The following is a 24979-nucleotide window of genomic DNA, read 5'->3' on the forward strand; positions in this document are numbered from 1 at the left end:
GGAGGGATCACCAGTTCGGAACCTGGGTTCGAAGACACACGAACGGCCGTATCGACGGGGAGATCAGCTGTCCGCCAAGCGGGATCCGAAATGTCCGCCTACAAGGATCTTGCGCTGTCCGCTCTCACCGCTGAAGGCATGTCCAAGCGCGAGATCATCCGCTGCCTCAAACGCTATGTGGCCCGCGAGCTCTACCGGCACATCCAGTCCCCGGCGGCCGCACAGCTACCTTCAGCCGCTTGACGAAACATAGGGGCATCTACGCCACTCACAAGACTCCCGCGATCCGGAAGTGGCTGCTGGCGCACCCTCGCTTCCACATGCACTTCACGCCCACCAGCTCGTCCTGGCTGAACCAGGTCGAGCGATGGTTCGCCCTGCTGACGGACAAGCAGATACGGCGCGGCGTCCACAAGAACGTTCAAGCCCTGGAGAAGGACATCCGCACCTGGATCGCCCACTGGAACGAGAACCCCAAGCCGTTCACTTGGACCAAGTCCGCCGACGAGATCTTCGAACGCCTCGCCGGCTACCTGAACCGCCTGCCAGAGCCCAAACCATAGTTATGAAGCGCTCCTGAGACTCGGGACACTAGAGCGATGTATGTGAAGACGACGAGCCGGAAGACCAAGAGCGGCACGGTTCGCTACCTGCACCTGGCCCACAACACGTGGGACGCGGTGGCGGGGCGGTCGGTGCCGAAGCTGCTGTACGGCTTCGGTCGCGAGGACCAGCTGGACGCCGACGCGGTGCGCCGCCTGGTCGGCTCACTGTCGAAGTTGCTCGATCCGGCTGCCGCTCTGGCGGCTACCGTCGAGGCGAACACGGAGCTGGACTTCGTCGAGTCCCGCCCCTTCGGCGGCGCGTATCTCCTGGACCAGCTGTGGCAGCGGCTGGAACTCCCGCGCATCGTCACCGCGTTGGGCACCCGGGGGCGAGGTCGTCCACGGAACGTCGAGGCCACCGAACGCGCCCTGTTCGCGCTGGTCGCCAACCGAGCTCTGGCACCGTCCTCGAAACTGGCGGCCGCCGAGTGGGTCAACCACGACGTGCGCATCGACGGCCTGGACCCCATCGACGACGACACCTGCTACCGGGCGATGGACTGGCCGCACCAGATACGCGAGAAGCTGGAACAGCAGGTCTTCGATTCGGCCGCCCACCTACTCAACCTCGAAGTCGACCTGCTGTTCTTCGACACCACCAGCACCTACTTCGAACTCGAGGACGCCGACCTGCCCGTCGCCCGCGACGAACACGGCCTCCCGCTCCCCGAAACCGGCGACGGCGACGGCGACGGCGACGGCGACGGTGTGAGCATGGGCGGGTTTCGGACCTGGGGGAAGTCGAAAGACTCCCGCGACGACCTGCCGCAGATCGTGATCGGGATGGCGGTCACCCGTGACGGGATCCCGGTGCGGGTATGGTGCTGGCCGGGCAACACCGGCGATTCCGCGTTGATCCGTCAGGTCAAGGACGAGATGCGGGACTGGACCCTGTCCAAGATCGTGTGGGTCGCCGACCGGGGCTTCGCCTCCGCGGCCAACCGCCGCTACCTCCGCTCGGGCGATCACCACTACACATCGGTGAGAAGCTCCGCTCCAACTCGCCCGAGGTCAAGGCCGCGCTCTCGCGGCAGGGCCGCTACCAGGACATCGCGCACAACATGCGGGTCAAGGAAGTGAATGAAGTTCTCCCCTGAACTTGGACAGCCTCATACTGGGACGATTCGTTCCGGAGGAAGCAGTTCCAGGTAGTGAGTAAGAAAAGCAACAGCAGCAAGCGCTATACGGCGGAGTTCAAGCGGGATGCCATCGCGTTGGCCCGCTCGTCGGACAAGACAGTGACCGAGGTCGCCCGCGACCTCGGGGTCAGCCCCGAAGGCCTGCGGGGCTGGGTCAAGCAGGACGCCATTGACCGAGGTCAGGGAAGTTCCGGGGCGCTGACCAGCGCCGAGCGGGAGGAGCTGGGCCGGCTCCGCCGGCGCAACCGCGAGCTGGAGCAGACGGTGACCATCCTGAAAAAAGTTACGGCTCTCTTCGCGACGGACACGTTGAAGTAGACACCGACACGGTGTGCGGCTTCATCGACGCGCAGAGAGCCGATTCCGACCCCGCCACCCCCGGTGACCAGCCGATACCCGGTCTGTCGCTGCTGTGCCGCGTGCTGGACGTGCCGCGCTCGACGTACTACGCCTGGAAGGCCGCGCGCCCGGCAGCCCGGGAGCGGCAGGCCGCCGAGGACGAGCTGGCCGACGAGATCCGGGCGATCCACACAGGCCCTGGATCCCGGGGAGCCTATGGCGCCCCGCGCATCCATGCCGAGCTGCGCAGACGAGGCCGGAGGGTCAACAGGAAGAAGGTGGTGCGGATCATGGCTGAGCGTGACATCCACGGCATCACGCGCCGCAAACGGCGCGGTCTGATCGCCCAGCTCGAAGGAGCCAGCCGATGACCGCCCGCCGCCCAGACGCCGCGGTGGTGCTGATCGATATCGAGAACGCGATCGGCTCCCACGCGCAGGCCCCCGTCGCCCTTGCCCGGCTCTCCGCTCTGCTGGATCGCATCCCGGCCCAGGCCCGCATCACCGCCGCCTGTCCACCAGCCCGCATCCGCCCGGACGTCAAGCGCGCCCTGGCCGAACGCGGCATCCAACTGCTAGCCGCGACCACCGGCAAGGACGCAGCCGACAAGCTCCTGCTGGCCTGCGCCCGGCAAGCCGCCGCCGACGGCGTGCGGCACTTCACCGTCATCTCCGCCGATGCCGCCTTCGCCGCTCTCGCCCAGCTCGGCGAACTGCACGTGCTGGCCTGGGAAGGCCAACCGGTCGGTAAGCCGCTGGCGAAGAAGACCGCAGTCTGGATGAGACGTCGATCCATCATGCTCCCGATGCTCTATGTGGGGAACCTTGGTACTGACAGGAGCCGACACATTCACGGAAACCGGGTGCCGTCCCGTTCGGCGCCGCGTGAACGGGGCCCGTCGGTGCACCGGCGGCTCTTCTGACCTTCCGTGCCCCTCTCGGCCTTTGGCACCGGCCGCGTCGATCGGCGCTGTCTGGCCGTCAGGGACCGCCTTCGGGGTACAGAGTGGCGCTGCCCCCGCTAAGTTCATGATCAGTCCGCGCCGTATGGGTGCGTGGGTCAGGACCGGTTTCCCGCGCTCTGGGTACAGCCGGACCGCCTCCGGGCCTCGGCATCCCGGCGGATGCCGAGGCCCGCACTCCCCTGCCCGCCCGTGGCGTCGGCCGGGTGGGGCGTCAGGGGAGGGAGGAGGAGGCGTTGCATTCGCGGCAATGGACGGCGCGGGGCTGCTTGAGGGCGTCGAGAATCTGGTCCAAGTCCAGGGGTATCCCGCCGGGCTGGCATCCGATGACGTGGATCAGGGTCGCTCCGGGGTGGCCGGGCCGGTGGGGCAGTTGCTGCACCGTCCACGCCTGCCGACCGCCGGCGAAAGCCGCGGGCGTGCTGGCCGGCCGGGTCGGCACCCTGCTGTAGTCGCCGCCCTCGAGGGGACGCACGTGGCCGGCGCCCAGCCACACGCGGTGCTCGACCGACTCCGGACGGCCTTCAGCCCCGGTCCCCCAGACGGTGACCCCGACCCGGTACTCCCAGCCCGCCGAAGTCCGACGCCGCTCATACAGGGAGGCCCGCAGTTCCTGCCCGTCGGGCATGACCACGATCACCCGCGCACCGGCTCCCACCATCTCCCCCTTCCATCACCAGCGATTCCCCAATGCGGCCCGCAGCGTCGCGCTCTCAGCCCCAGAACGGGACGGGATCTCAGGGCTGCCGGACGAGCCGATCACGACACCGCTTCCGGCTGACGTGCCATGTCGGGACCCCTGGGCCGCACCAACGGAGCTCGTTGCAGAGCAGCGCCTTGCGCCCGGCGGCTCCGGTGCGCGGCGATGCCGTGATCCGCTGGCTGGCTCGCGAGCAGGAGTGCGGCAAGCTGTTGAATTCTGCGGTCGAGGTCGAGGGTGATGCGGCGGCGTTCCCGGCTGCGGATCGCGGCGAGCGTGTGTGTGCTGATGTTCAGTTCTGCGGCCAGGAAGCTGGTGGGCCATCCGCGTTCGGCGAGGTTCTGCAGGCTGGTGGCGGCCCTGTCCGCGTCAGCCAGTCCCGGCAGGAGACGGTCGCGGCGGAAGACGCTGGTCAGGGGGATACCAAGGATCGCGTCCGCTGTGGACCGGTGAATGCGGGCGGGCCGCTCTCCTGCCGGGCGGAGCAGGCGCCGTACGAGGGTGACGGCGACGCCCGAGATCTCGGCGATGTCCGCAGCCGACAGGCCCGTCTCCCGCAGCTGGCGGGCGCGGACGCTGGCGTCGTCGGAGGAGACCCGGGCCGGTCGGCCCGCTTTCAGCTCACTGGTACGCCGGGCACGGTCCCGACGGGCTGCGGCCACGCACTCGGGGCGTGTGCAGCCGTAGCCGGCTGGGTAGGCGTTGGCCGTCAAGGAGTGGGTACACAGCACCTTGTACGCCGTCCGGGTCCGAGCGGCGTTCCAGAAGTGCGACGCGGGCGCCGCGTCGAGCGAGCAGGATCGCCGCGGCGCTGCCGGCGAGGGCGGCTCCGCTGATGACGACGTCATAGTCGGGTCCCGTGCTGTCAGGCCTGGGCATGCACTGTTCGCCCCCTCCGGGGTCCGGCGCCGTCGGGCAGGAGCACCCACCCACAGGGTGGACTGTCAGGAGCATGACGAACTGCAGTGCGTGTGGGACCGTTTGGTGAGCGCCCGTCGACATCCCTTCGGCCCGTACGAGGGTGGCCGGCCACCGGCCACCTCCAAGGGGTCGGCGCACTCGCCGACGAACCGGTGTCCCGACCCGCACGGACAGTGGGTCTCAGCGCAGTCCGGCGAAGAGATCGTTCTCGGGTACGGCCGCACCGGTGGCGCCCTGGACGCGGACGAAGGTCTCCATTCCCATCAACTCGCCGAACCGCTCCTTGCCCATCTTGAGGAAGAAGATGTTCTCACCCTGACTGGCGTGCGCGGCCAGCGCGTCGAACTTCTGACCGCTGAACGCGGTGGTGTCGACCCACGTGCTGATCTCTCCATCGGGGAGGCCGATCTCGGCCATCGCGGCGGCCTCGGCAGGATCCGGTTCCGGCATGTCCTCATGAAACTCGCGCATGATCTCGCCGAACCGCCGCATGCCCGAGTGGGGCATGGTCGTCCAGTACACCTTCGGTGTCAGTTCGGTCATCTTCAGCGCCGCCATCGTGATGCGATGGGCCTGGATGTGGTCCGGATGGCCGTAGAAGCCGTTCTGGTCATAGGTGACGACCACATCGGGCTGGTAGTGCCGCATCAGTTCGGCGAGTCGGGCGGCGCCTTCCTCCGTGGGGGTCTGCCAGAAGGATCCAGGGGCGTCGTTGCTCGACCAGCCCATCATCCCGGAGTCGGCGTAGTCCAACGTCTCAAGATCGCTGATCTTGAGGACCTCGCAGCTCGCTTCGAGTTCTCGTCGGCGCAGCGAGGCGACAGCCGCGGGGTCGTGTCCGGGATCGCCCGGCTTGACGCCCCTCGGCCCGTCGCCGCGGCCGCCGTCGGTACACGTCACGAGAACCGTGCGGATGCCCTCCGCCGCGTACCGCGCGAGGACCCCTCCGGTGCCGGTGGCCTCGTCGTCGGGGTGTGCATGCACTGCCATGAGCGTCAAGGGCCGGCCAGTCATGAGAAGTCCTCCTGCGAAAGTACGTGGTCGTGGCTGGGTGCGCGGCGGGCGGCCCCGTCCAGGGGGCCGGGCACTGCGGGGCGGATGGCATTTCGACCCCCGTGTTCTGCCACCCGCGCGGCACCGGTGCTCCTGTCGGTGCAACGGTGTCGGCCCGACCGGTTGTTCCCGGCCAGGGCGATGACGCGCAAGCGAGGCGAACAGCCGGGTGTGGGAGGAGACACGCCACCAGGTGACCGTACGGCCCACCGGATACCGGGCCCGCAGGTCCAACGAGACGCCGTGGCGGGTCGAACTCCACCCGTACCTCCACCCGTGGGTCCAGGCGCGACAAGCTCCCCGACAGCAGTCTTGAGGGCATGACCACAACCGACTGGATCACCGACATCGCCCTGGTACTCATCGTCTTCCGGCAGTTGCGGGAAGGCCGTCTGGGTCCCAAGTCCTACCTTCTCCCGCTGGGCATCGTGGCGTTCGTGGCCTCCCGGTACCTGACGAGCGTCCCCACCGCGGGCAATGACCTCGTGCTGATCGGCGCGCTGGTCGCGGCCGGCGCGGCGCTCGGCATCGCGGGCGGTGTGTACACCCGGATCCGCAGTACGGACGGGCACCTCTTCATCAAGGCGGGTGCCGTCTCGGCGGCCTTGTGGGTGCTCGGCATGGGCGCACGCATGGGATTCCAGGTCTGGGTCGACCACGGCGGTGGCGACGACGTGGCACGGTTCAGCGCGACCCATGACATCACCACCGCCGATGCCTGGGTGGCGGCGTTCGTCCTGATGGCGCTCACCGAGGTGGTCACACGCTGGCCACGATCTTCGTACGGAGCCGCCGGGCGGCTCGGGAGCAGGAGCTGCCCGTGGGTGCGCGTGCTCGCGAGGCCGTGCTCGATCGCGCCGCCTGACGGTGGGTTACGGTCGCGGCGTGTCCGCATCCGTCAGTGCCACCGGCCCCGGGTCGGCCCCGGACTCGGGGCCCGGCCCCCGGGTCGCGCCCCGCCAGGACCCGCGGCTGCATGGGGCCGTCACCCTGGCGGTGATCGCCAGCGCGGTCGTGACGGTCCGCCCGCTGGGAGTCGACGGTCGCGGCCTGGCGGTGGCCGCGCTGATCACCGTGAACGCGGTGGCGCTGATGGCACGCCACCTTTCCGAGTCCAGGCTCCCGCCGCGCGCCGCCCTCCTGTGGCTGACGCTCGGGGTGGTGGCGGCCGCCGCTTTGATCGGCACCGCCCGAACCGGCTCCGGCTACCTGTTCGCGTACTTCCTCGTCGGCCACATCGGCTACCGGCTCCCCCTCCGACAGGCCCTCTCGCTCGCGGCCTTGGCCGGCCTGCTCTGCGGCGGCGTCCTGTTCTTCCGCCTCGGTCCCGGACACGAACTGCTGCCCTGGGCCTGACCGTCGCGGTCCCGGTCGTGGCCGGAATCCTGAGCCGCAGCGGCGGTGGACGTCGTCCTGATGGACCTGCGCATGCCCGTGATGGACGGCATCGAGACGACCCGCCGACTGAGCGAGGAGCACCCGCGGGTCGCCGTCGTGGTGCTGACCACCTTCGCCGACGACGATTCGATCCTGGCCGCACTGGGCGCCGGCGCCCGCGGCTACCTGACGAAGAACGCGGGACGACAGGGCGTGCTCGACCGGGAGGTCCAGGACCGTCTCCTGGCCACCGCCCGCGCGCGGCCGACGACCACGGCGCAGCCTGCGCCGCTGCCGCAGGACCTCACCTCACGCGAGCGTGAGGTCCTCACCCTCATCGGCCAGGGACTGCCGAACCGGGCGATCGCCGAAAAGCTCTTCATCAGCGAGGCGACGGTAAAGACGCACATCAACAACCTGTTTGCCAAAGCGGACATCCGAGACCGCGCCGACGCGGTACGCCGGGCGATCGCGGCGGGACTGGCCTGACCCGCGACCCGCGCGGCGCATCGATCGGTGGGGCCCCCGCCCTGCCTGCGCTTGCGGTCTCGGAGGAGGGTGCGGGGCCGCCCGTATTGGCGTACACGAGCACCGGCGGCCGTCGGCCGAGCCGCCGCGCTGCACTTCGCGCACGTGCCGCCGGCGGCGCACGCCTCGATCGTCGTCGAACTGTCGCCGCCCCTGCGCCGCAGCGGGGACAGCAGTTCCGGCCGGCCGGTCGACCACTGGCCCGGGGCGACGCGGGGCAGGGCAGGGCAGTGGGCGCCTCAAAGCCCGCGCTGTCACTGCCTCCGTGCCCCGGCAGCCCCCTCTTCGCTCTGCGTGGTTCGCCCCGGGGGTTCGAGGCCCGGCAGCCGTGGCACACCGGAGGAACCTCGATCGTGTGTCGGGGGCATCCGTGAAGGGGGCCCGACGTGGGGAGGCGAGGGGCTCGGGGAGCCGCCCACCGCCTCCCCACGTTCTGCCACGTTGCCAGGCCGTTCGGCGGAGTCGGCGTTTCGGCCGTGGGGGTCGGCGTGCCGGTTCCGCGGCCCGGAGTCCGCGGCCCGGTGGTCCGGAGGGCTGAACCAGCCGCTGAACACCCGCCCCCTGGTGTGGGAACCGCGCCGCTCGGCCCGCTCCAGAGCCCGCTCGGCCTCCGCCCTCCAGGTCGGCGCGTCCGCGCGGGGCGGAGGCTCGAAGTGGCCCCGATCGGGGGCTTCGGCGGCGGCTCCGAAGAAGTCGCCGCCCTTGCGCTTGAAGTCGTCCGTCCCCCAGGCGCGGCCGGGGCCCTGCGGCGGCACCTTCTGCAGATGGGGGATGTGTTTCGCGCAGTGGACGTACGCCTCTTCGACGGCGATCTCCACCCACACCCGGGCCCGGCGGCCGGGCACGGGGTCCGCCGCGAGGCCGGGGTGGGCGCGGCGCATCTCGTCGTCGGCCACGAGCTTCGCCCTGCCGTTGACGTGCAGGCCGATGCGGTCTCGCAGAAAGTCGACCATCAGGACGCCGACGTGGGGGTTCTCTTCGATGTTGCCGAGGCTGGCTTGTACGCCGTTCCCACGGTATTCGGGGTAGGCGAGGGTCCGGTCGTCCAGGATGTGGAGGAACCCGGGTGGCCCGGCACGGAGGGTGTTGTCACACTCGCCGTACCCGTCGGCTGTCGCCAGGAAGAACATCTCCTGCCGCACCACGAAGTTCCGCATACGGGTGTTGAGCCGGTCGAGGACCTGTTCGGCGTAGAACCTGTCCGCGCGCTCGGTGGTTCCGGTGCGCTGCTGGAGCACGTGTTCACCGAGGCTGCCGGGGCGTGCGGTGCGAGCCGGCGCGATCTGCGGGTGACCGGCCTGTTCGGATGTGCTCAATGCCTTGCCCCGACCAGTTCCTCGATGGAGTCGTGCCTTATGCGGTTGGTGGACATGCCGATGCCCACGAGGGTGTCGACACCTTGGCGGATCATCCCGGGCGGACCGGACAGGTACGCGTCATAGGTGTGCCATGGGCCGTGCCGGGACACTGCTTCGGGAAGGCCGGCGCCCGGGCCGCCGACCGGCCCGTCGTCGACGACCGAGCGGACCGAGAGCCAGGGGTGCGTCTTCTCCAGGCGGAGCATCGTGTCCAGGTCGTACAGGTCGTGATCGCGGCGGGCTCCGTAGAAGACTTGGACGGAGCGTCGGCGCCCGTGCCGGGCCACGTCCTCGACCAGGGCTCTGATGGGCGCGATACCGGTGCCGCCGCCGAGGCACAGCAGACCGTTGTCGGTGCCGTGGTCCACGGTCATCGACCCGGCGGGGGCCCCGAGCCGAATCACGTCCCCTCGGCCGGCGCGCCGCACTAGGGCGTTGGAGACCCAGCCCGCCGGCACGGCCTTCACGTGGAAGGAGAGCAGGCCGTCCGATCGGGGAGCCGAGGCGAAGGAGTAGTGCCGCCACACGCGCGGCCACCACGGGGTCTCCAGGGAGGCGTACTGCCCGGCGAGGAAGGGGTAGGGCTGGTCGGGGCGGACGGTCACGACCGCGACGTCCGGCGTACGCATCTCGTGGGCGACCACCTCGGCCTGCCACCAGGCGGGCGCACGCAGCTCGTCCTTGGCCGCGGCATCGATCATGATCTGGGAGATCGCGGTGTAGGCGGCCACCCACGCGGCCTCGGCCCGTGGACCCCAGTTGCGCTGCGCGTAGCGGGACAGGGCGCCGATGAGGCACTCGCCGACCGCCGGATAGTGCTCGGGGCGCGTGCCGTACTTCCGGTGGCCGCGGCCGAGATGGGACAGGTACGCGGTCAGGGCTGCCGGGTCGTCCACGTGGGTCGCGGCGGTGAGCAGCGCCTTGAAGAGGCGGTCGCGCTGGGTGTCCATCGCTGCGGGGAAGAGGGCCCGCAGACCGGGGTGTCGGACGAAGAGCAGGGCGTAGAAGTGCGAGGTGACCTGGTCGGCGATGGGCTCGATCTCGGCCATGGTGCGGCGCAACAGAGCGGCGTCCGAGGTGTCCTCGGGCGGGGCGGTGACCCCGGCTGCCGGCTCCGGTGCCCGTTCTTCGGGCGGCTCGGGGGTTCCGGTGCGCGGTGCGGGTGTCGCGGCGTCCGTACGGCTCCTGCCCGCACCGTTGCCCACGGGACGGATCGGTGTGACGGGCCGGCCGGGTATCCGGTCCGGGGCCTGCGGGTCGCTTCCTCCGGCGGCCGGTCTCTTGACCGGGCTCGGACCGAACCAGCGTCCGCCACGCGCCTCTTCTTCGGAGCTGCCGCTGTCAGCCGACGTGTTGGTCGGGGTGTCCATCGGTTCGCCTCACCTCGAGCGTATTTCGGTCGGCCTGCGGATTCGGGTCCGCGTATGCCCCGAATTTCCATCTCAAATCTTCGCCGTTGCTCTTATGTGCGGTCTCCTTCAAGGCAGTGGCTCCGTCGCACACTTGGCGCTCGACGGGGTCCGGACTTTCGAACGGGCTCGACCATACCCCGACTGCGGAAATCTCCGACCACGGCCCCGAACTGACCGATCGGCCTGGATCCGAGCCTGGTCAGAGCACCTTGGAGGTCGGCGCCTCGCCTTCTTCAACGAGTTACCAACGAGTTGGATCGATAGCACGAGCCGATTGCGAGACGCTTATTGGATAGGCCCAAATCAAGGCATGACGGCGGTGCGAACCCCTCACAGGAAATGCTTCGGATCTTCACGCCTCTGCCACGTCCCAATGGATCGCGAACTGTCATCGCCCAGGATCGCGCAGCGAGGACCGGGGGGAATTGATCACCACGGGCCTTCTGCGTTGCAGCAGGAATCGGGGGCGAACCCCGGCCGGGGGGGGTCCCTCAAGGCCGCAGCCTGCGGTTCGGTGGACGACCGCGTTGCGGAACGTTGAGAGGCAGGCCGATACTGCTCAAGGCTCCCCAGCCGTGAGCAGTCTGCCCCTCACTCGTGTCCGTGTCCGACCTTCTTCACGTTCCGCAGCTCGCGCTTCCGTTCCTCGCGTGCCCGTCGGTCCACTGGCTCGATGAGTGCCATCAGCGGCTGCGCTGTGTCATCGCAAACGTCGGCAAGGTCCGGGCGGCATGGTCGGTGACGCCGGGACCGCGTGTGATTTTTCGGACATTCCTGATGAGTGCGCAGCCGTTGAAGATCCTTATCCTGGCTCACGAAGATACGTTCCAGCAAGTCACGGCGGACGTAGGGGAGAAGCCGTTCCGAAGGCTCTCCCGACGGGACCGCGAGAGGCTCGATGTCGCTACCCGTACCCATTGATGCCGTGAGCCGCGACCTGCGCCGGACGGGGACGGATCACCGCCTGCGCGTAGGACCGTTGTGGTGGGGGCGGATGAGCCTCTTGTAGCAGCAGATGGCTGTGGTGGGACCGGGAAACGCCAGGAAGTTGCGGGGGGGTGCCGTTCGTAGCGGCCGTTGAGCCGGTGGTAGCCGATCAGTCGTCAGGTCATGGTCCGCTCGATCACCCAACGGCTCCCACCGAGCCGCCTGTCGTAGGCATTGTCGGCGTGGAAGCGCTGGGGCTTGAAGTGACGTTCGCCGCCGGTGGGCACCCCCGGGCGCCTGCTCAATGAACTCCCACTGGGAATTGGCGAGTTGCCTACCCCATCGAACTGTGCCGCGGCCGTTCGGGGTACGGGCCGTACCTGCCGATCGGCAGGACGGCTACACGGCCATTCGCACGGCGCTGCCACGGAGCTCGTGCATGCTTGGCGTGCGACGCTGGATGTTGATCCCTGATCATGTCCGTGTGGGGGAAAGGACATCACCGAACGGCCCTGCCGTCACCCACGCACTGCCGGCGTGAAGGACCTGTTCACCCTCGCGACGGGGCAGCGCACGGCTGATCGCTCCCACCGTCATCCACAGGCCGACCTTGTTGCGCTCGGCGCACAAGACACGGACGTCGACAACCACCACGACCCGACTCACGCACAAGAGGCTCCGGCGGCTTCGTCCCCTCGACCTCGACCAGTTTGCCGTCGGACCGGGTGCTCCAGCGGATCCACAAGCACCTGCTGGAGCGGACCGTCGCTCGCCAGGATGCGGACATCGAGCGCCTCAGGAACACGGAGACGGCCAGTGCCACGGGGCCGAAGGTCGCGCCGGTTCTCCCGGTTCCGATCTCGGCATCGTCAGCCACGCCGCACGCGCACTCGCCGATGTGCCGGACGACACCGCGCAGCCCATCATCGACCTGATCGAGTCCATCGCCAGGCGCTCGCGCGAGAAGCGCGCCCGAGAGAGCCGTGAAGGGGCCTCTGGCCAGGTGCGACGTATGCGCCCGGCGGCAGTTTGCCTGCGCCGTATCGAAGTGACTACTGTGCGGGCGCACGACTGTCAGAGTGCCGCACTCGCGTTCAAGGGCTCGACGAGCAGGGTGCCGGCAAGGGATGCGTCCGGGTGGGGAAGACATGTGGGACGCGGTGCGCATTTCCCGTGCAATGAGACGCCATCGGGACGAACTGTTCGCGGGGGCGATGCGTCGGGTGGCACAGGATCCGCACGAGCTGCCGATACAGGCGGTCTGCACCTACGTGTCGGAGAGCAGCGGCAGCGAAGTCCGTCTCATGCTGGAGGCGTTCCCCCCTGGCACGGTCAGTGGACTCTGGCTCGACCTGGGCGATCACGAGGTGATCGCGGTGGAGAAGAACACCCTGCCGGTCCATCAGATGGTGATACTGGGGCACGAGCTGTGGCATCGCAAGGAGGGCCGGCCCGGCAGTACGGCCGGTGCGCCAGGCGCAGCCGCGGCCGCCCGGATCCTCGGGGACCGATGGCGCATTGACGACGCGGTTGCCAACGTCGCGGCGCGCACCGACTACGACCTCGACGAGGAACGGCGGGCGGAGCGGTTCGGCCGTCTGCTGGCCGCGAAGTTCCGGCCCTTCCTGCTCGGCACGCGCAGCAGGACGCCCTCCGACGAGTTGGACAGGCGCATCTGGGCATCCCTGGAGGGCTGATCATGAAAGAAGGGGTCGACTACTACCTTCCCGCCGCCGTACTGGGCGCAGCCCTGCTCGCGAAGTCGCCCGCCCTCCTGCGGGGATGGCGCTGCGCGACCGTCCGGACGGTGAATGCTCTTCTGTTCCTGCCCTGCGCGGGCTTCATCCTCTCCTCCCCTCCTCCCCGCCGACCATCACCGCCGTCAACCGCTTCACGGGCATCAGCAACCTCTCAGCCCTCCTCGTCCACTGCATCATGACCGCATACGCGTGCGCGTCCCTGCTGCTGCTGGACTACTGGAGAGGGGAGCCAGGCCAGGGGAGCACGCCCGCACGGGTCGACGCACACGGGTGTGGAAGGCCGGCTGCTTCGTGGTGATCGTGGCCCTGGTGGGACTCTTCGCCCTGGGCGACGTACCCGTGGAGTGCCCGCGGGACTTCGACACGTACTACGCCACCACCCCGTTCATCAGCGAAATGCTCGTGCTCTACCTGCTCGCGTACATCGCCGCCGGCGCGGCCATGACCATCGTGTGCTGGAGCTGGTTACTCGACATCGACAGAAGGACGGCGCACGGGACGAAGACGGCCGTCACCAGACCCCTGCGGATCGGGCTGCTCGTCCTGGTGATCGCGGCCTTGGCCAACATCGTCTTCGGCCTGTTCAAGCTGACCGCCATCGCCGCCCGCTGGGCGGGCCGGGACTGGGACGCGCTCAACGAGAGCGTGTCGCCCTTGATATCGGCCAGCGGGATCATGATCGGCGCCGGGCTGCTCGTTCCGGCCTACGGACCCGGGCTGATCGACCGCGTGTGGCACCCCCTGCTCGGCATCAGGGACCTGCGGCCCCTGTGGCGACTGGTCCGCAGGTCCGGGCTGACTCCCGGAAGCAGGATGTTCCTTCCCCCGCCCTGGTATGCGGGACCCGAGCAGGTCCTGCTGTACCGGATGACGACCATTCACGACTGGATGCTCGAACTGTGCGCCCACTCCACGGACGATGTACGTGAAGCGGCCTGCCGGCAGGCGAAGGAGACCGGGGCTACGGAGCGCGAAGCCGTAACGGCCGGTCTGGCCTCCATGTTCACCGCGGCGGTGGACGCGCGTGCGCACACGGTGGCACCCGCTGCGGAGCAGAACCTCCTCGCAGTAGCCGCCGTGCGCTCGGCGGAGGCGGACGACCGGGACCTCCTGGTGTCGATCTCCCGTGCCCTGGCGGCGGCCTCCGCCCGCACCCCCGGCTCACGCCGGCTGCCCGCGGCGTTCGGAGGCCGCGTACGCCGATGAGTTGGGCCGGTGAGGGTACGCCACCCCCGCGGGGTACCCTCACCGGCGGTTCTGTCCAGGTGTCGGCCGTTCCAGGTGCCCGTCATGGCGAGGGCGCCACAGGCCGCGGGCAGACCGTTGACAGGGACAGCGGTGGCGGTGGCCCAGGTCGGGTCGAGCGCAGAACCCTGCACCGGGTTTTCACCTCGACCCGCTTCGTCTCAGGAAACGATCGTTTCATTGCAGATCCGACCGTTTCCGTGGTCTAGTTGCACGCGCAGGCTCAGACCTGTCCGGAACAGCACATTCCGATTCTTTCCTGGCTGGGGGGCCCATGAGCGACGGGTACGCGCGGCTCGCCGAGACCGTGAGAGCGGTCGAAGAGCTCCAGTTGGAATCGGGGCTTGACCGGGCATCGGCTTTCAACCTGAAGGACCTCTCCTTCCACACCTCGCTGCCGGAGGCCGACATCCGGCGACTGCTCGACGGCGAGCTCGTCGAGTCGCCGACGAGCGGTCCGGCCGAACTCGCCCGCCGCATCGCCTTCCTCACGGAAACTCGCTTGACCGTGGACCGGGACTCGGGTCGCCGGCGTCAGTACACCACCGCGGAGATCGCCGCGGGCAGTGGGATGACGCCGCAGTGGCACGGCAAGTTGCTGAACAGGAGCACGCCGAACATCTGGCACGGCGCCGGCCTGGCCAAGTTCTTCGACGTTCCGATGGAGTACTTCACTCACACGCCACCCGAGGCCGTGAAGCGAGTCCTGGACAGCAAGGTCATCCCGGAGCTCACGGCCCTTCTGAGGAAGCCTTCCGAGGCTGTGAGGAATCGTCACGCGATGCAGCTCCAGCTCCGCCTGGGCGACAAGGAGTTGCCGCCGGACCTGGAGACGGCTCTGATGACTTTCGTGGACGCGATCACACGGGAGAGCAGCGGCTCTTAAGGTCGGGCGTGGCCCGGGCGACTGACCCGGCCTCGGTCACGAACGCGGCATGACCGACCGCGGCTTCAGTTTTCGGAGGGAACGCACAGTGGGAGCATTCGGATGAACGAGCGGCGGACGGTCGACTTCCGCGAGGGGGTACGCCCGGTCCTCGGCAGGCTCCTCCGTCCCGAGAGCTTGCTCGTCGCGCCGAGAACCCACTTGGCGCGGCGGTCGACCGAGCGGCGGATCGCGAAGTTCTGCGACGTGGTCCTCGCGGGTCTCGCGAGGCCGATCCCCTCGGATCCGGACCACCTGTTCGCGGTGTTGAGGGCCGATGTCGAGCAGCGCTTCAACGCGGATCGCGGGGCGCTCCCGTACCGTCCTGTCCTCCTGTTCTTCCGTGAGTTTCCCGAGGAGACGGCCAGTGGTCTCACGGCGAGGTTCGACGACCGCGTCGTGATCATTGTCGAGAGCAAGACAAACACTCTGCATCAGTTCGTGATCTTTGCTCACGAGATGTGGCACGCCTTGAAGGGGGAGTGCCTCTCCCACAGGGGTCACAGCGACGTCGCCACTGCCGCCGCAAGGTCACTCGGTGGTGAACTGGCAAGCGACGACCTCGTCGCCATGGCCGCAAGGAGCCACGAGAACTCCGCGGAGGAGAATGACGCGGAGAAGTTCGGCCTGCAGTTGGGAGCGCGACTGCGGGAACACCTGCAAGGTGACGGTACCGTGCCGATCACCGGTCTGGCGGGCCGGATCCAGTCCAGCTTGGGCAGAGGCTACTGAGCATGACCGGATCAGACTATTACGTACCCGCCGCCGTCCTGGCGATCGCGTTGGTGGTCAAGTCGCCTTCGTTCTGGCGTACCTGGCGCTCGCCGATGACGAAGTCGATCTTCGTGATTCTCGCGGCTTCCGTAGCGGGCTTCGTGTTCGGTGCGCCGCCGACGATCGAGCGGGTCAACCGGATCACGGACGTCGCCAACATCTCGGCGCCCATTGTCTATTGCTGCCTGTCGTGCCTGTCGTGCGCCTCGCTCGTGCTCCTCATTCACTGGCGTGGGGGCACCGAGGAGACCATTCGGCGCCACACCGGGATGTGGATCGGGGCGACCGCCGTGGCGATCGCCACGTTCTGGGTGCTCTTCTCGCTCAGTGACGTGCCGGTCGAGCAGCAGCGTGAGTTCGACACCTTCTACGCGACGACCCCGTACGTGCGAGAGATGATCGTTCTCTATCTCACCGCGCACACTGCCACGAGTCTCGTGGTGGCGACGAAGTGCTGGCGGTGGGCTCGGGAACTTCGAGACCTCCAGGCCGCGTGGACGCACTGGGGCCTGCTCATTCTCGTGGCCGCGTTCGGTCTGACCTTGTCGTTCGCCCTGGTCAAGCTCGTGGCCGTCGGTGCCCGCTGGGCCGGTACGGACACCTGGGACTCGCTCAGTACCGACGTCGCGCCTCCCCTGGCGGGGCTGGGCGCGGCCATGACCACCGTCGGTTTCCTGGTGCCGGTCGTCGGACCGCGTCTGGAGTCGATGTGGGTGTCCTGGCGGGCCTACCGGGCGATGGAGCCCCTCTGGCGTGCGCTCGAACCGTTCGCGGGGCCCGGGAAGCCCATGCGGATCAGCCCCACCTCGTCGCTGGAGATCCGGGCCATGGCCAGGTCCACCGAGATCGCCGATCGGCTGCTCAATCTGGCGCCCCATCTGGACAACGGCCACCGCGCGGCAGCCGAGCGGTATGCCTCCTCACAGGGCTGTACGCCGGAAGCCGCCGTCATCTTCGCCGAAGCGGCCGCGATTCATGCGGCGCTGCTCGCCGCGGAGGGCTCCCGGGTGCCGGCGTCCGGACAGACGCCTGTCGCCGTGGAGTCGAGCGCCGCGATTCCCACCCGTGTCTCCGGAACGAACGGTCTCGCCCGACTGAGCGTCCAGTTCTCCAAGATCCACCGCTCCGATTCGCCCGTCACCGCCGTCCCCTCGGAGAGCAACTGACCATGCGCGCTCTCCCCCACAAGGCTTCCGGAAACCGTCGGTGAACGCGGGAACGGCATACCTGTGCTCGGCGGGCGGGTTGTTCTTCGCCACTGTCATCAAGCTCTTGGCGCTGCGAAAGAACCCACGAGACCCGCTTCTGAGGGCCGTCACCGCGACGCTCTTCATCGGCGCGCTCCTGTTCGTCACTGCCGCTCCCCCGAATCTCGCGGTCATCAACGAGGCGCTCGGCATACCGAACATAGCCGCACCGATCGTGTACTCGATCCTGACCACGTTCGACGGCGTCACCATCGTGCTGCTGATCCATTGGCGAGGGAACGACGATCCGCGTGTCACCCTGCGGCAGACCCGGCTTTGCCTGACGACGTATGCCGCGGTGGTGGTGGCCATCTTCGTCTTGTTCGCGCTGGGGAATGCTCCGGTCGAGCGGCTCCGTGACCTGGACACCTACTACGCCGGCACGCCCTGGATCCGCGAGATGATCCTTCTCTACCTGGCGGCGCACAGCGTGGCTGCCGTCACCATGGTGATCCTCAGTTGGCGTTGGGCGAGGAAGGTCCCCGGCACCCTCAAGCTCGGACTACAGCTGATCGCCGTCGGCGCGGCATGCACGTTCGCCTACGACCTGTTGAAGTACACGGCGATCTTTGCCCGTTGGTTCGGCCACGACTGGGACTGGCTGAGCACCAACGTCGCCTTCTCCCTGGCCGGCTTCAGCGCCTTCCTGGTTGCCGCCGGCTTCCTCCTCCCCTCCATCGGCCAAGGCGTCGGTTCCCGCTTCAGGGCGCTTCGTCGATTTCGCCTGCTCCAGCCTCTGTGGCTGGAGATCCGTCCGGAGATACCCGCCACGAGCCCGCCGCCCATGCCCTGGTGGCAGCCCGTGGAGCACCGTCTGATGCAACGTGAGAGGGACATCTTCGACGCGGTCCTACGGTTGACGCCTTGGTTCGAACGCGCGACCGGGGCGACGGTCTACGCGCTCGCCTTGGCCGAGCACTCCGAGAGTCGCCGAGCCCGCAGTGAGGCCGATGCCTCCGTGATAGCGCGCGCAGTCATGCAGAGGAGTTCCGCCGCACCCGCAGTCGCGCCGGAGCTTCGATGGACGGTCAGTTCCACCGAGGACTCCGATGACCTCCTCAGCATGTCCGCCGCCATGCTGCGCTCCCCACGGGTGGAGCTGGTACGGCAGTCCACGGCACGGGGCGAGCACCGTGCATGACAGCGGAGAACAGGCTGCGAGAGTCCGATTCCCGTCCGCCGCACCGAAGTCACTCACGGAGAGATGGCCATGACCACGACACACCCGAAGCATGTCGACGCCCTGATCATCGGCGGGGGGTACGCAGGCATGCCGGCCGCGTCGGTGGTCGCCCGGGCCGGCTACGACGTACTCGTGCTCGCGGGCGGGCGATCCGCAGCCCGCTCCGAGGAAACGGGCTCCGAACCGGCTCAGCACGGTGAGGTCCTCCACATCGGAGGCATGTGGGACGTCAACGACCTGGCCTACGGTTCAGGGGCTCTGCTGCGGCACCGTGGTGCCCGGACCTTCCCTCTCCCCGCCGGCGACCACCTGACCCGGACACGTCCGCGGGCCTGGGGCACGCGCGAACTGCTGACGTGCAGCCGCGACCTCCTGGCCGATGTGCCGCGCGAGCTCGTCGTCGCCGACCCCAACCACGAGCGGAGCACCACAATCCTCGATGACGCGCAGGCCGTCGGGCTCATCGGCGACGAGTCCGCGGTGCTCGGCGCACGGGTGCGCTTCGACAACGGGACCGAACAGGAGATCACCGCCCTGCTGGTCGTCGACGCGAGTGGCGCCGACGCGCGTACGACGACCTGGCTCAGCGATCTCGGTGTTGCCGCCGTCCCGGTCACCACGCGCGGCGCATCCGAGTTCATGGCCGGCCGTCGCTACCAGGCCTCGGAGGGACGGGCGGACATCCTCGTCACGGCTGTGGCGGACGGCGCCCGTAGCGCGGTGCTCGTCCCGATCGAGAACGGAATGTGGGCCGTCACCCAGACCTCCCCGGATCGGGAACGCCTCGCCGGCGCGGACGCCTTCGTCGATGCCGCACTGGACCTGTGGGACCCGAGCGTAGGCCGGCTGATCGCCGAGGCGAAGCCCGTCGGTGCCGTGACCGTGTCACCCACGTCGCCCCTGCGCCGGCATCGCCATGAGCGCATCCGCGGGCCCCGCGGCATGGTCGTCATCGGCGACGCCCTGGCGACCTTCAGCCCCCTCGACGCGCGCGGGCCGCTGGCGACCGAGGCCGCGGCCAGGGCCTTGCGCGAGGCGCTCGGACAGGGCATCAGCCGGCCGACGACGTCCCGCAGGGCCCAGCAGGCGATCGCGGAAGAGGTCACCCGGTTGTGGTCCGATCCCCGAACGGGCCGGATGGGCGCGAGCCGGCACGTGCCCGTCGCCTCGAAGCCTTCCACGCATCTCTCCCGGGCTCGGGCGGCCTTGAGCCGAATGCTGCCCTCACGAACCCTCTGACCTGGCAACTTGTCAGCCCGGCCCGGGCACTGACCGGGCATCGCACCGTGCGCGCGGGCACAACCGGGCCTCACGCGACGACATCCCAAGGGAAACTTCCATGTATCTGTCCACACCTCTCGTACTGCGGAACGGCACCCGCATCGCGAACCGCATCGCCAAGGCCGCCATGGAGGAGAGCCTGGCCCGCCAACCCGGACAGTTGCCGGGGCCGGAGATCGAGGAGCTCTACCGCAGCTGGGCCCGCGGCGGGAGCGGACTGATCATCACGGGCAACGTGATGGTGGACCGTCGTGCCCTGACTTCTCCGGGAACGATCGTGCTCGACGCCGAAACGGATCTGGGCCCCTTTCGCCGGTGGGCCGAGGCAGCCGGCTCCGGCGGCGGCCAGGTATGGATGCAGATCAACCATCCTGGACGGCAGGTACGTTCAGATCTGCCGGGTGTCGCATGGGCGCCGTCCGACATCGGCGTCAGCCTCGGGAAGCACACGAACGCCTTCGCCCGCCCGACCGCCATGGACGAGGCTGACATCCAGGCCACGATCCACCGGTTCGCGACGACGGCACGGCTCGCGGAGCAGGCCGGGTTCCACGGCGTCCAGATCCACGCGGCGCACGGCTACCTGCTCAGCCAGTTCCTCTCCCCCCTGGTCAACCGGCGCACCGATCAGTGGGGCGGCAGCCTGGAGAACAGGGCCAGGCTGCTCCTGCGGGTGGTGCGCGCCGTCCGCGCCGTGGTCTCGGCGGACTTCGCGGTGAGCATCAAGATCAACACGGCTGACTTTCAGCGCGGCGGCTTCGACGTCGACGAGGTGGAACAGGTCCTCGCCTTCCTCGAAGGCCTGGATGTGGACCTCGTGGAACTCTCCGGCGGAAGCATCGAGAGCGCCGCGACCATGGGCCGCACCGCCGACGACAGGAAACTCGACCGGGAGGCGTACTTCCTGGCCATCGCCGAACGGCTCGTCGCCTCCGCGCCCATGCCGCTCATGCTGACCGGAGGCATCGGTCGTCGCGCATCCGCCGAGCGGGTCCTGGCCGGCGGATTCGCCATGGTCGGGCTCGCCACCGCCCTCGCGCTGCGCCCCGACCTGCCCGCACGCTGGACGGAGGGTGACGACGTGGAGGTTGCCGCGCCACGCCTCAACTGGCGGGACAGGGACATCGCCAGTGCGGGCGTCCTGGCCGTCGTACGGACACACATGAGCCGAATCTCCCGCGGCCTGCCGCCTCGTCCCCGCACCTCCGCGCGCCTCGCCCTCGTCCTGGACACCCTGCGCAATCGAGGGATGATCCGCGCGTACGGGCAGTGGCTGGCCCAGAACCCCGCTCCGGAGGCACCCGCGCCCCTGAGCGACTGACCCGCCGGGCCTCTGAGCGGCTGACCCGCCGGGCTTCTCAGGGCGTCATCGCGGGCATCGGCCTCCATCGGCCTGTTCGTCCTGCATCGGCCTGCTCGGCCTGCTCCGGTGCCTCCGAGATCGGCACCCATGGGTAGACCGACACTCCGTCCTGATCGGGGCCCCGCACATGGCATCCGATCTCGCGCGTACCACTGTGCGCGGCCAAGGTCACCTCCGTGGCTTGGATCCCCTCCGTGCCCTCCAGAGGGCCTCCGACAGACCGCACAGTGGCCACCATCCCATCCCAGAGCGCACCCTCCACGCTCCATTCGACTTCCGCCACACCGGCCAACGCCGGGGCAGAGAGAGCAGACCCGCATGGCCGCCACACCCCGTCCTCGTCCCCGAGTCCTGATCCTCGGAGGCGGGCTGAGCGGCACCCTGGCCGCAGCCGCCCTCGCCCCGTACAGCGGCAGCATCGACATCGTCGAACGACACGCCCTGCCGGACACCCCGCAGCCCCGCCGCGGGCTTCCCCAGGCCCGCCACGCCCACATGCTGTGGTCGGGCGGTGCCGACGCGATCGAATCGCTCCTCCCCGGAACCACGGAGATGTGGCTGAGCGCCAACGCGCGGCGGGTGTCGATACCCAACGGCATGATCTCCTTCTCCCCCGGCGGCTGGTATCGACGGTGCTGGCCCGAAGCCCAGTACCTCATCAGCGCCAGTCGCGACCTCATCGACTGGGCCGTCCGCGCCCAGGCCCTGGCACTTCCGGGCGTACGGCTGCGGTCCGAAGCCGAGCCCGTTCGCCTTCTCGGCACGCGCACCCGGATCACCGGTGCTGCCATACGGCACAAGGACGGCAGTGAGGAGAGCATCGAAGCCGATCTGATCGTCGATGCCACGGGCCGCGCCTCGCGTGCCCCGAGTTGGCTGGCCGAGCTGGGGTTCCCGGCCGTGCCCGAGACGATCGTCGACGCAGGGGTCACCTACGCGAGTCGCCGCTACAAGGCGCCCGTGGAAACCGCCGGCTGGCCCGTCATCAACGTCCAGGCCGACGCCCGACTGGCCGGACCGGGCACGGCCGGCTCCATCCTTCCCATCGAGGGTGATGAATGGATGGTCGTCCTCTCCGGCACGCGTGGCGGCGAACCCACCAGCGAGGAAGCGCAGTTCGTGACGTTCGCCCGCCAGATGCGTAGTCCGCTCATAGCCGAGTATCTGGACCGAGCCACGCCCCTCGGACCGGTGTCCGTCACCCGGAACACGACCAACCGGCGACGCCACTACGAGAAGGCCCACATCGAGGGCTTCATCGCACTCGGGGACTCCGCCACCGCTCTCAACCCGATCTACGCGCACGGGATGTCCGCGGCGGCCCAGGGTGCCCGGGCCCTGCGCGATCTCGCCTCCAAGAGCGACGTCACGTCGAAGGGATTCGCGCGGCGCGCACAACGAGCGATCTCCCGTCCTGCGGCCGCCGCCTGGCTCCTGGCCGTCAGCCAGGACGCCTGCTTCCCCCACGCGGTCGGAGGGACACGCACATGGGCCGACCGCCTCGCCACCAGGTACATCAACCGCCTCATCACGACCTCGTGCTCGGACTTCACCGCGGTCGAGGCCCTCAGCGACGTGATGACCCTCCAGACGAGCGGTGCGTCCCTCGCCCACCCGCGAGTTGTACTCGCAGCAGTCCGCGGACCACGCCTTCCGCCTCTGAGCGGACCCGCCCTCACCCCCGCGGAGGAAGCGGTACTCCGTGGCCGCCCCGTCCCGACCGCCACATCCTGACCGCCGTGTCGGCCCCGGGTGACGCTCGAACCGTGGCCGACGTGGGGACCGTGATCGCGAGCCTCCGATGGTTCGCCACACCGCGCCCCGGTCATAAGCAACCCGGGTTGACTAGACTGCGTAGTCAACTACAGATGCTTACATGCCTGTTGGCAGCAATCTCCTTCCCCGTGAGCCCGCTGACGCCCTGGCGGCAGTCGTGGCCTTGCGGCGCTTTGCCGATCAACTGGAGGACGCCGCTGTCGAGCAGGCCATGCGGGCGGGCTGGAGCTGGCCGCAGGTCTCCGGTTCGGGACCGCGGGCGTGGCCGACACCCGAACCGGCCGCAAGCGTGCACAGCAGGACCGCTTCCGCATCGGCAGCATCAGCAAGACGTTCGTGGCCCCCGTCGTGCTGCAACTGGCGGCGGAAGGCAGGCTGAGCCTGGAGGACACAGCGGAACAATGGCTGCCCGGTATGGTCCGCGGCCATGACCACGACGGTGCCGGGGTGAGCATCAGGATGCTGCTCAACCACACCAGCGGGATCTTCAACTACACCGATGACCAGGCAGCACTGAACCGATGCGAGCCGCACCCGCCCGAGTCACTGGTGCAGATCGCGATGTCTCATCCGCCCACCTTCACATCGGGTTCAGGCTGGGCGTATTCCAACACCAGCTACGTCCTCGCAGGCATGATCATCGAACGGGTCACCGGCCGCGCGCTCGCCGATGAGATCACGGAGCGGATCTCCCGTCCATTCGGCCTGGCCGGCACGTACCTGCCGCACGGCAGCGACCCGACGATCCTCGGACCGCACTCCCGGCACTACACCAAGCTGTTCCGGACCGACATCGGCGCGCCGGTCCACGACGCGACCGAGCTCGATGCGTCCATGTTCTGGGCAGCCGACGGCATGATCTCCACCGCCGGGGACTTCAACCGGTTCTTCGGCGCGCTGCTGGGCGGCCGGATACTGCCACCGCACCAGCAACGCGACATGTTCACCACCGTGCCCACCCGCGACCGGATCTCCAACGCGGCCTACGGCCTGGGAGTTTCCTCAGTGAGACTGCCCTGCGGGGAGACGGTCTGGGGCATGGGGGGCGCGCTCTTCGGATCGTGGTCCTACGCCTACGGCGCTCGCGATGGCGATGGCGATGGCGATGGCGAACGGATGGTCACCATCAACGTCAACGGGGACTGGGGCGACGGCGGTTGGGACGACCCCATTGGCATGTTCACCGATCTCCTCCAGGCGAAGTTCTGCCGTCGGAGCGGTACCTGAACGCCGATCACGGGGTCGGGGGCCGGGCCTGGGCCACGGGCCTGGCGGAGTCGCTACAGTCGCCCTGTGGGTGAGCGATTGTCGCCTGACCTGCGGTTTCTCGTACGACTCAAGGAAGCGACTGAGCTCCGCCCCGGTCGCTCCTCCGCTTCGAACGCCTCAGGCGCCCCTCACCGGAACGCCCGTCCGATCAGGGCGCCTCCTCCAGACGCGCGGTACACGGGATCGTGGCGCGCCTCGAAGGGGATCCCGGGCGGGCGCGTTATCTCGCCTACGGTGGCTCCATGACCAGTGACGGCGTAGTGGTGGATGAGGCGATCCGTGCGGCCTGGGACTCGTACCGGGTCCTGGAGAAGCGGACTTCGAACAAGGAGCGCCAGGAGGCGCAGGAGCGGGTCAAGGCCGCGGTGGACGCGTACGGGCGTGAGGAGGTGTCCCGGGGCACGGTCTTCCTGGTGGGCGTGCTGACCGGATACCTGATCGCCGAGCAGTCGGGCGGTGAGGATCGGCTTGATCCGCTCAGCGATCTGATCCCCGCTGTGATCCGCCGGCTCCCCACCTTCGAGATGGCCGACCCAGCTCAGGTACCCATGGTCACCGGCGTTCTCATGGCCGCGGCGATGGGCATGGACACCGTGGCGTGGCGCGACCGGTTCGGGCAGATTCCGGCGGAGGAAGCTCTGGTGCACGGCTTCGTGTTGTGGCTGCTCGCCGACCTCTTCGATTCCTCGATCGGACGACCGGGGGCCATCGACCGGATGATGCGGGAGACCTTCGACGCCATGGCCGCCGAACACAACTGACGTGCGGGCGATGCCCGGCGGAGTGGCTATCGGCGGGTGCAGCCGGCCTCCCACGACGCCACACCGTACCCGGGC

Annotated in this window: 25 protein-coding genes and 3 pseudogenes; 21 read left to right on the plus strand and 7 right to left on the minus strand. The window is 68.9% G+C overall.

Annotated elements, in window-relative coordinates:
• Positions 1-90: 90 nt before the first annotated feature.
• The 6 genes and pseudogenes from OTB19_RS27540 to OTB19_RS27565 all read left to right on the plus strand — a co-directional run bounded on the left by OTB19_RS27540 (position 91) and on the right by OTB19_RS27565 (position 3005).
• Complete coding sequence (locus OTB19_RS27540) at positions 91-243, plus strand: hypothetical protein (RefSeq protein ID WP_267801201.1); 153 nt, start codon at positions 91-93, stop codon at positions 241-243.
• A gap of 20 nt (positions 244-263) precedes the next feature.
• Positions 264-563 (plus strand): annotated as a pseudogene (locus OTB19_RS27545) (transposase); the annotation flags it as partial.
• Positions 564-599: 36 nt separating this feature from the next.
• The gene (locus OTB19_RS27550; protein ID WP_267801202.1) at positions 600-1685 is read left to right on the plus strand and encodes an IS1634 family transposase; all 1086 of its coding nucleotides are present in this window, start codon (positions 600-602) and stop codon (positions 1683-1685) included.
• A gap of 71 nt (positions 1686-1756) precedes the next feature.
• Entirely contained in the window at positions 1757-2062 is a 306-nt protein-coding gene (locus OTB19_RS27555; protein ID WP_267801203.1) for a transposase, read from the plus strand.
• An 11-nt stretch (positions 2063-2073) separates the two neighbouring features.
• Positions 2074-2454, plus strand: a complete 381-nt coding sequence (locus OTB19_RS27560; protein WP_267801204.1) for an IS3 family transposase — start codon at positions 2074-2076, stop codon at positions 2452-2454.
• Positions 2451-3005, plus strand: coding sequence for a hypothetical protein (locus OTB19_RS27565; RefSeq protein WP_267801205.1), 555 nt, complete (start codon positions 2451-2453; stop codon positions 3003-3005). Before OTB19_RS27560 ends, OTB19_RS27565 begins: the two co-directional genes overlap by 4 nt.
• A 253-nt stretch (positions 3006-3258) precedes the next feature.
• Here the strand turns inward: OTB19_RS27565 and OTB19_RS27570 are convergent, their stop codons facing one another.
• The 4 genes from OTB19_RS27570 to OTB19_RS27585 form a co-directional block, all read right to left on the minus strand.
• Positions 3259-3705: a DUF6233 domain-containing protein gene (locus OTB19_RS27570; RefSeq protein WP_267801206.1), complete on the minus strand. Its 447-nt coding sequence runs from the start codon at positions 3703-3705 to the stop codon at positions 3259-3261.
• 98 nt (positions 3706-3803) lie between these two features.
• Positions 3804-4457 (minus strand): hypothetical protein, encoded by a 654-nt coding sequence (locus OTB19_RS27575; protein ID WP_267801249.1) that lies wholly within the window; start codon positions 4455-4457, stop codon positions 3804-3806.
• A complete protein-coding gene (locus OTB19_RS43710) occupies positions 4366-4746 on the minus strand; it encodes an NAD(P)-binding protein (protein WP_420716919.1) in 381 nt (126 codons plus the stop codon). The genes OTB19_RS27575 and OTB19_RS43710 overlap by 92 nt, the downstream gene beginning before the upstream one ends.
• A 99-nt stretch (positions 4747-4845) precedes the next feature.
• Positions 4846-5679 carry a PIG-L family deacetylase gene (locus tag OTB19_RS27585; RefSeq protein ID WP_267801207.1) on the minus strand — a complete coding sequence of 278 codons (834 nt, stop codon included), beginning with the start codon at positions 5677-5679 and terminating at the stop codon, positions 4846-4848.
• Between the two features lie 359 nt (positions 5680-6038).
• On the opposite strand from OTB19_RS27585, the pseudogene OTB19_RS27590 reads away from it, so the two are divergent.
• The 3 genes and pseudogenes from OTB19_RS27590 to OTB19_RS27600 all read left to right on the plus strand — a co-directional run.
• Positions 6039-6583, plus strand: a pseudogene (locus OTB19_RS27590) (hypothetical protein).
• A 20-nt stretch (positions 6584-6603) separates the two neighbouring features.
• Positions 6604-7074, plus strand: coding sequence for a hypothetical protein (locus OTB19_RS27595; RefSeq protein ID WP_267801208.1), 471 nt, complete (start codon positions 6604-6606; stop codon positions 7072-7074).
• Positions 7075-7107: 33 nt separating this feature from the next.
• A pseudogene (locus OTB19_RS27600) lies at positions 7108-7584 on the plus strand (LuxR C-terminal-related transcriptional regulator); the annotation flags it as partial.
• 293 nt (positions 7585-7877) lie between these two features.
• Here OTB19_RS27600 and OTB19_RS27605 read toward each other — a convergent pair.
• Both OTB19_RS27605 and OTB19_RS27610 read right to left on the minus strand, forming a co-directional pair.
• On the minus strand, positions 7878-8939 hold the full coding sequence (locus OTB19_RS27605) for a pyridoxamine 5'-phosphate oxidase family protein (protein WP_267801210.1): 1062 nt from the start codon (positions 8937-8939) through the stop codon (positions 7878-7880).
• Entirely contained in the window at positions 8936-10351 is a 1416-nt protein-coding gene (locus tag OTB19_RS27610) for a globin domain-containing protein (protein WP_267801211.1), read from the minus strand. Before OTB19_RS27610 ends, OTB19_RS27605 begins: the two co-directional genes overlap by 4 nt.
• 645 nt (positions 10352-10996) lie before the next feature.
• Between OTB19_RS27610 and OTB19_RS27615 the strand changes: the two genes are divergently transcribed.
• Positions 10997-11314, plus strand: coding sequence for a hypothetical protein (locus OTB19_RS27615; RefSeq protein ID WP_267801212.1), 318 nt, complete (start codon positions 10997-10999; stop codon positions 11312-11314).
• 182 nt (positions 11315-11496) lie between these two features.
• Here the strand turns inward: OTB19_RS27615 and OTB19_RS43715 are convergent, their stop codons facing one another.
• Positions 11497-11625, minus strand: a complete 129-nt coding sequence (locus OTB19_RS43715) for a hypothetical protein (protein ID WP_420716921.1) — start codon at positions 11623-11625, stop codon at positions 11497-11499.
• Between the two features lie 873 nt (positions 11626-12498).
• Between OTB19_RS43715 and OTB19_RS27625 the strand changes: the two genes are divergently transcribed.
• From OTB19_RS27625 to OTB19_RS27675, 11 genes are all read left to right on the plus strand, one after another.
• Complete coding sequence (locus OTB19_RS27625; RefSeq protein ID WP_267801213.1) at positions 12499-13017, plus strand: toxin-antitoxin system, toxin component; 519 nt, start codon at positions 12499-12501, stop codon at positions 13015-13017.
• Positions 13018-13371: 354 nt separating this feature from the next.
• Positions 13372-14286, plus strand: a complete 915-nt coding sequence (locus OTB19_RS27630; RefSeq protein ID WP_267801214.1) for a DUF6545 domain-containing protein — start codon at positions 13372-13374, stop codon at positions 14284-14286.
• A 313-nt stretch (positions 14287-14599) separates the two neighbouring features.
• Positions 14600-15211: a hypothetical protein gene (locus OTB19_RS27635; RefSeq protein WP_267801215.1), complete on the plus strand. Its 612-nt coding sequence runs from the start codon at positions 14600-14602 to the stop codon at positions 15209-15211.
• A gap of 102 nt (positions 15212-15313) precedes the next feature.
• Positions 15314-15982: a toxin-antitoxin system, toxin component gene (locus OTB19_RS27640; protein WP_267801216.1), complete on the plus strand. Its 669-nt coding sequence runs from the start codon at positions 15314-15316 to the stop codon at positions 15980-15982.
• 2 nt (positions 15983-15984) lie between these two features.
• Positions 15985-17190 carry an MAB_1171c family putative transporter gene (locus OTB19_RS27645; protein ID WP_267801217.1) on the plus strand — a complete coding sequence of 402 codons (1206 nt, stop codon included), beginning with the start codon at positions 15985-15987 and terminating at the stop codon, positions 17188-17190.
• Between the two features lie 40 nt (positions 17191-17230).
• The gene (locus OTB19_RS27650) at positions 17231-18412 is read left to right on the plus strand and encodes an MAB_1171c family putative transporter (protein WP_267801218.1); all 1182 of its coding nucleotides are present in this window, start codon (positions 17231-17233) and stop codon (positions 18410-18412) included.
• Between the two features lie 69 nt (positions 18413-18481).
• Positions 18482-19693: a hypothetical protein gene (locus OTB19_RS27655; RefSeq protein WP_267801219.1), complete on the plus strand. Its 1212-nt coding sequence runs from the start codon at positions 18482-18484 to the stop codon at positions 19691-19693.
• A 100-nt stretch (positions 19694-19793) separates the two neighbouring features.
• On the plus strand, positions 19794-21056 hold the full coding sequence (locus tag OTB19_RS27660) for a 2,4-dienoyl-CoA reductase (protein ID WP_267801220.1): 1263 nt from the start codon (positions 19794-19796) through the stop codon (positions 21054-21056).
• A gap of 360 nt (positions 21057-21416) precedes the next feature.
• Entirely contained in the window at positions 21417-22832 is a 1416-nt protein-coding gene (locus OTB19_RS27665) for an FAD-dependent oxidoreductase (protein WP_267801221.1), read from the plus strand.
• 303 nt (positions 22833-23135) lie between these two features.
• Positions 23136-24101, plus strand: a complete 966-nt coding sequence (locus tag OTB19_RS27670; RefSeq protein ID WP_267801222.1) for a serine hydrolase domain-containing protein — start codon at positions 23136-23138, stop codon at positions 24099-24101.
• Positions 24102-24385: 284 nt separating this feature from the next.
• Positions 24386-24904, plus strand: a complete 519-nt coding sequence (locus OTB19_RS27675; protein ID WP_267801223.1) for a hypothetical protein — start codon at positions 24386-24388, stop codon at positions 24902-24904.
• The last annotated feature ends 75 nt before the right edge of the window (positions 24905-24979 follow it).

The sequence above is a fragment of the Streptomyces sp. H27-H5 genome (genome assembly GCF_026627505.1).
Lineage (GTDB): Bacteria > Actinomycetota > Actinomycetes > Streptomycetales > Streptomycetaceae > Streptomyces.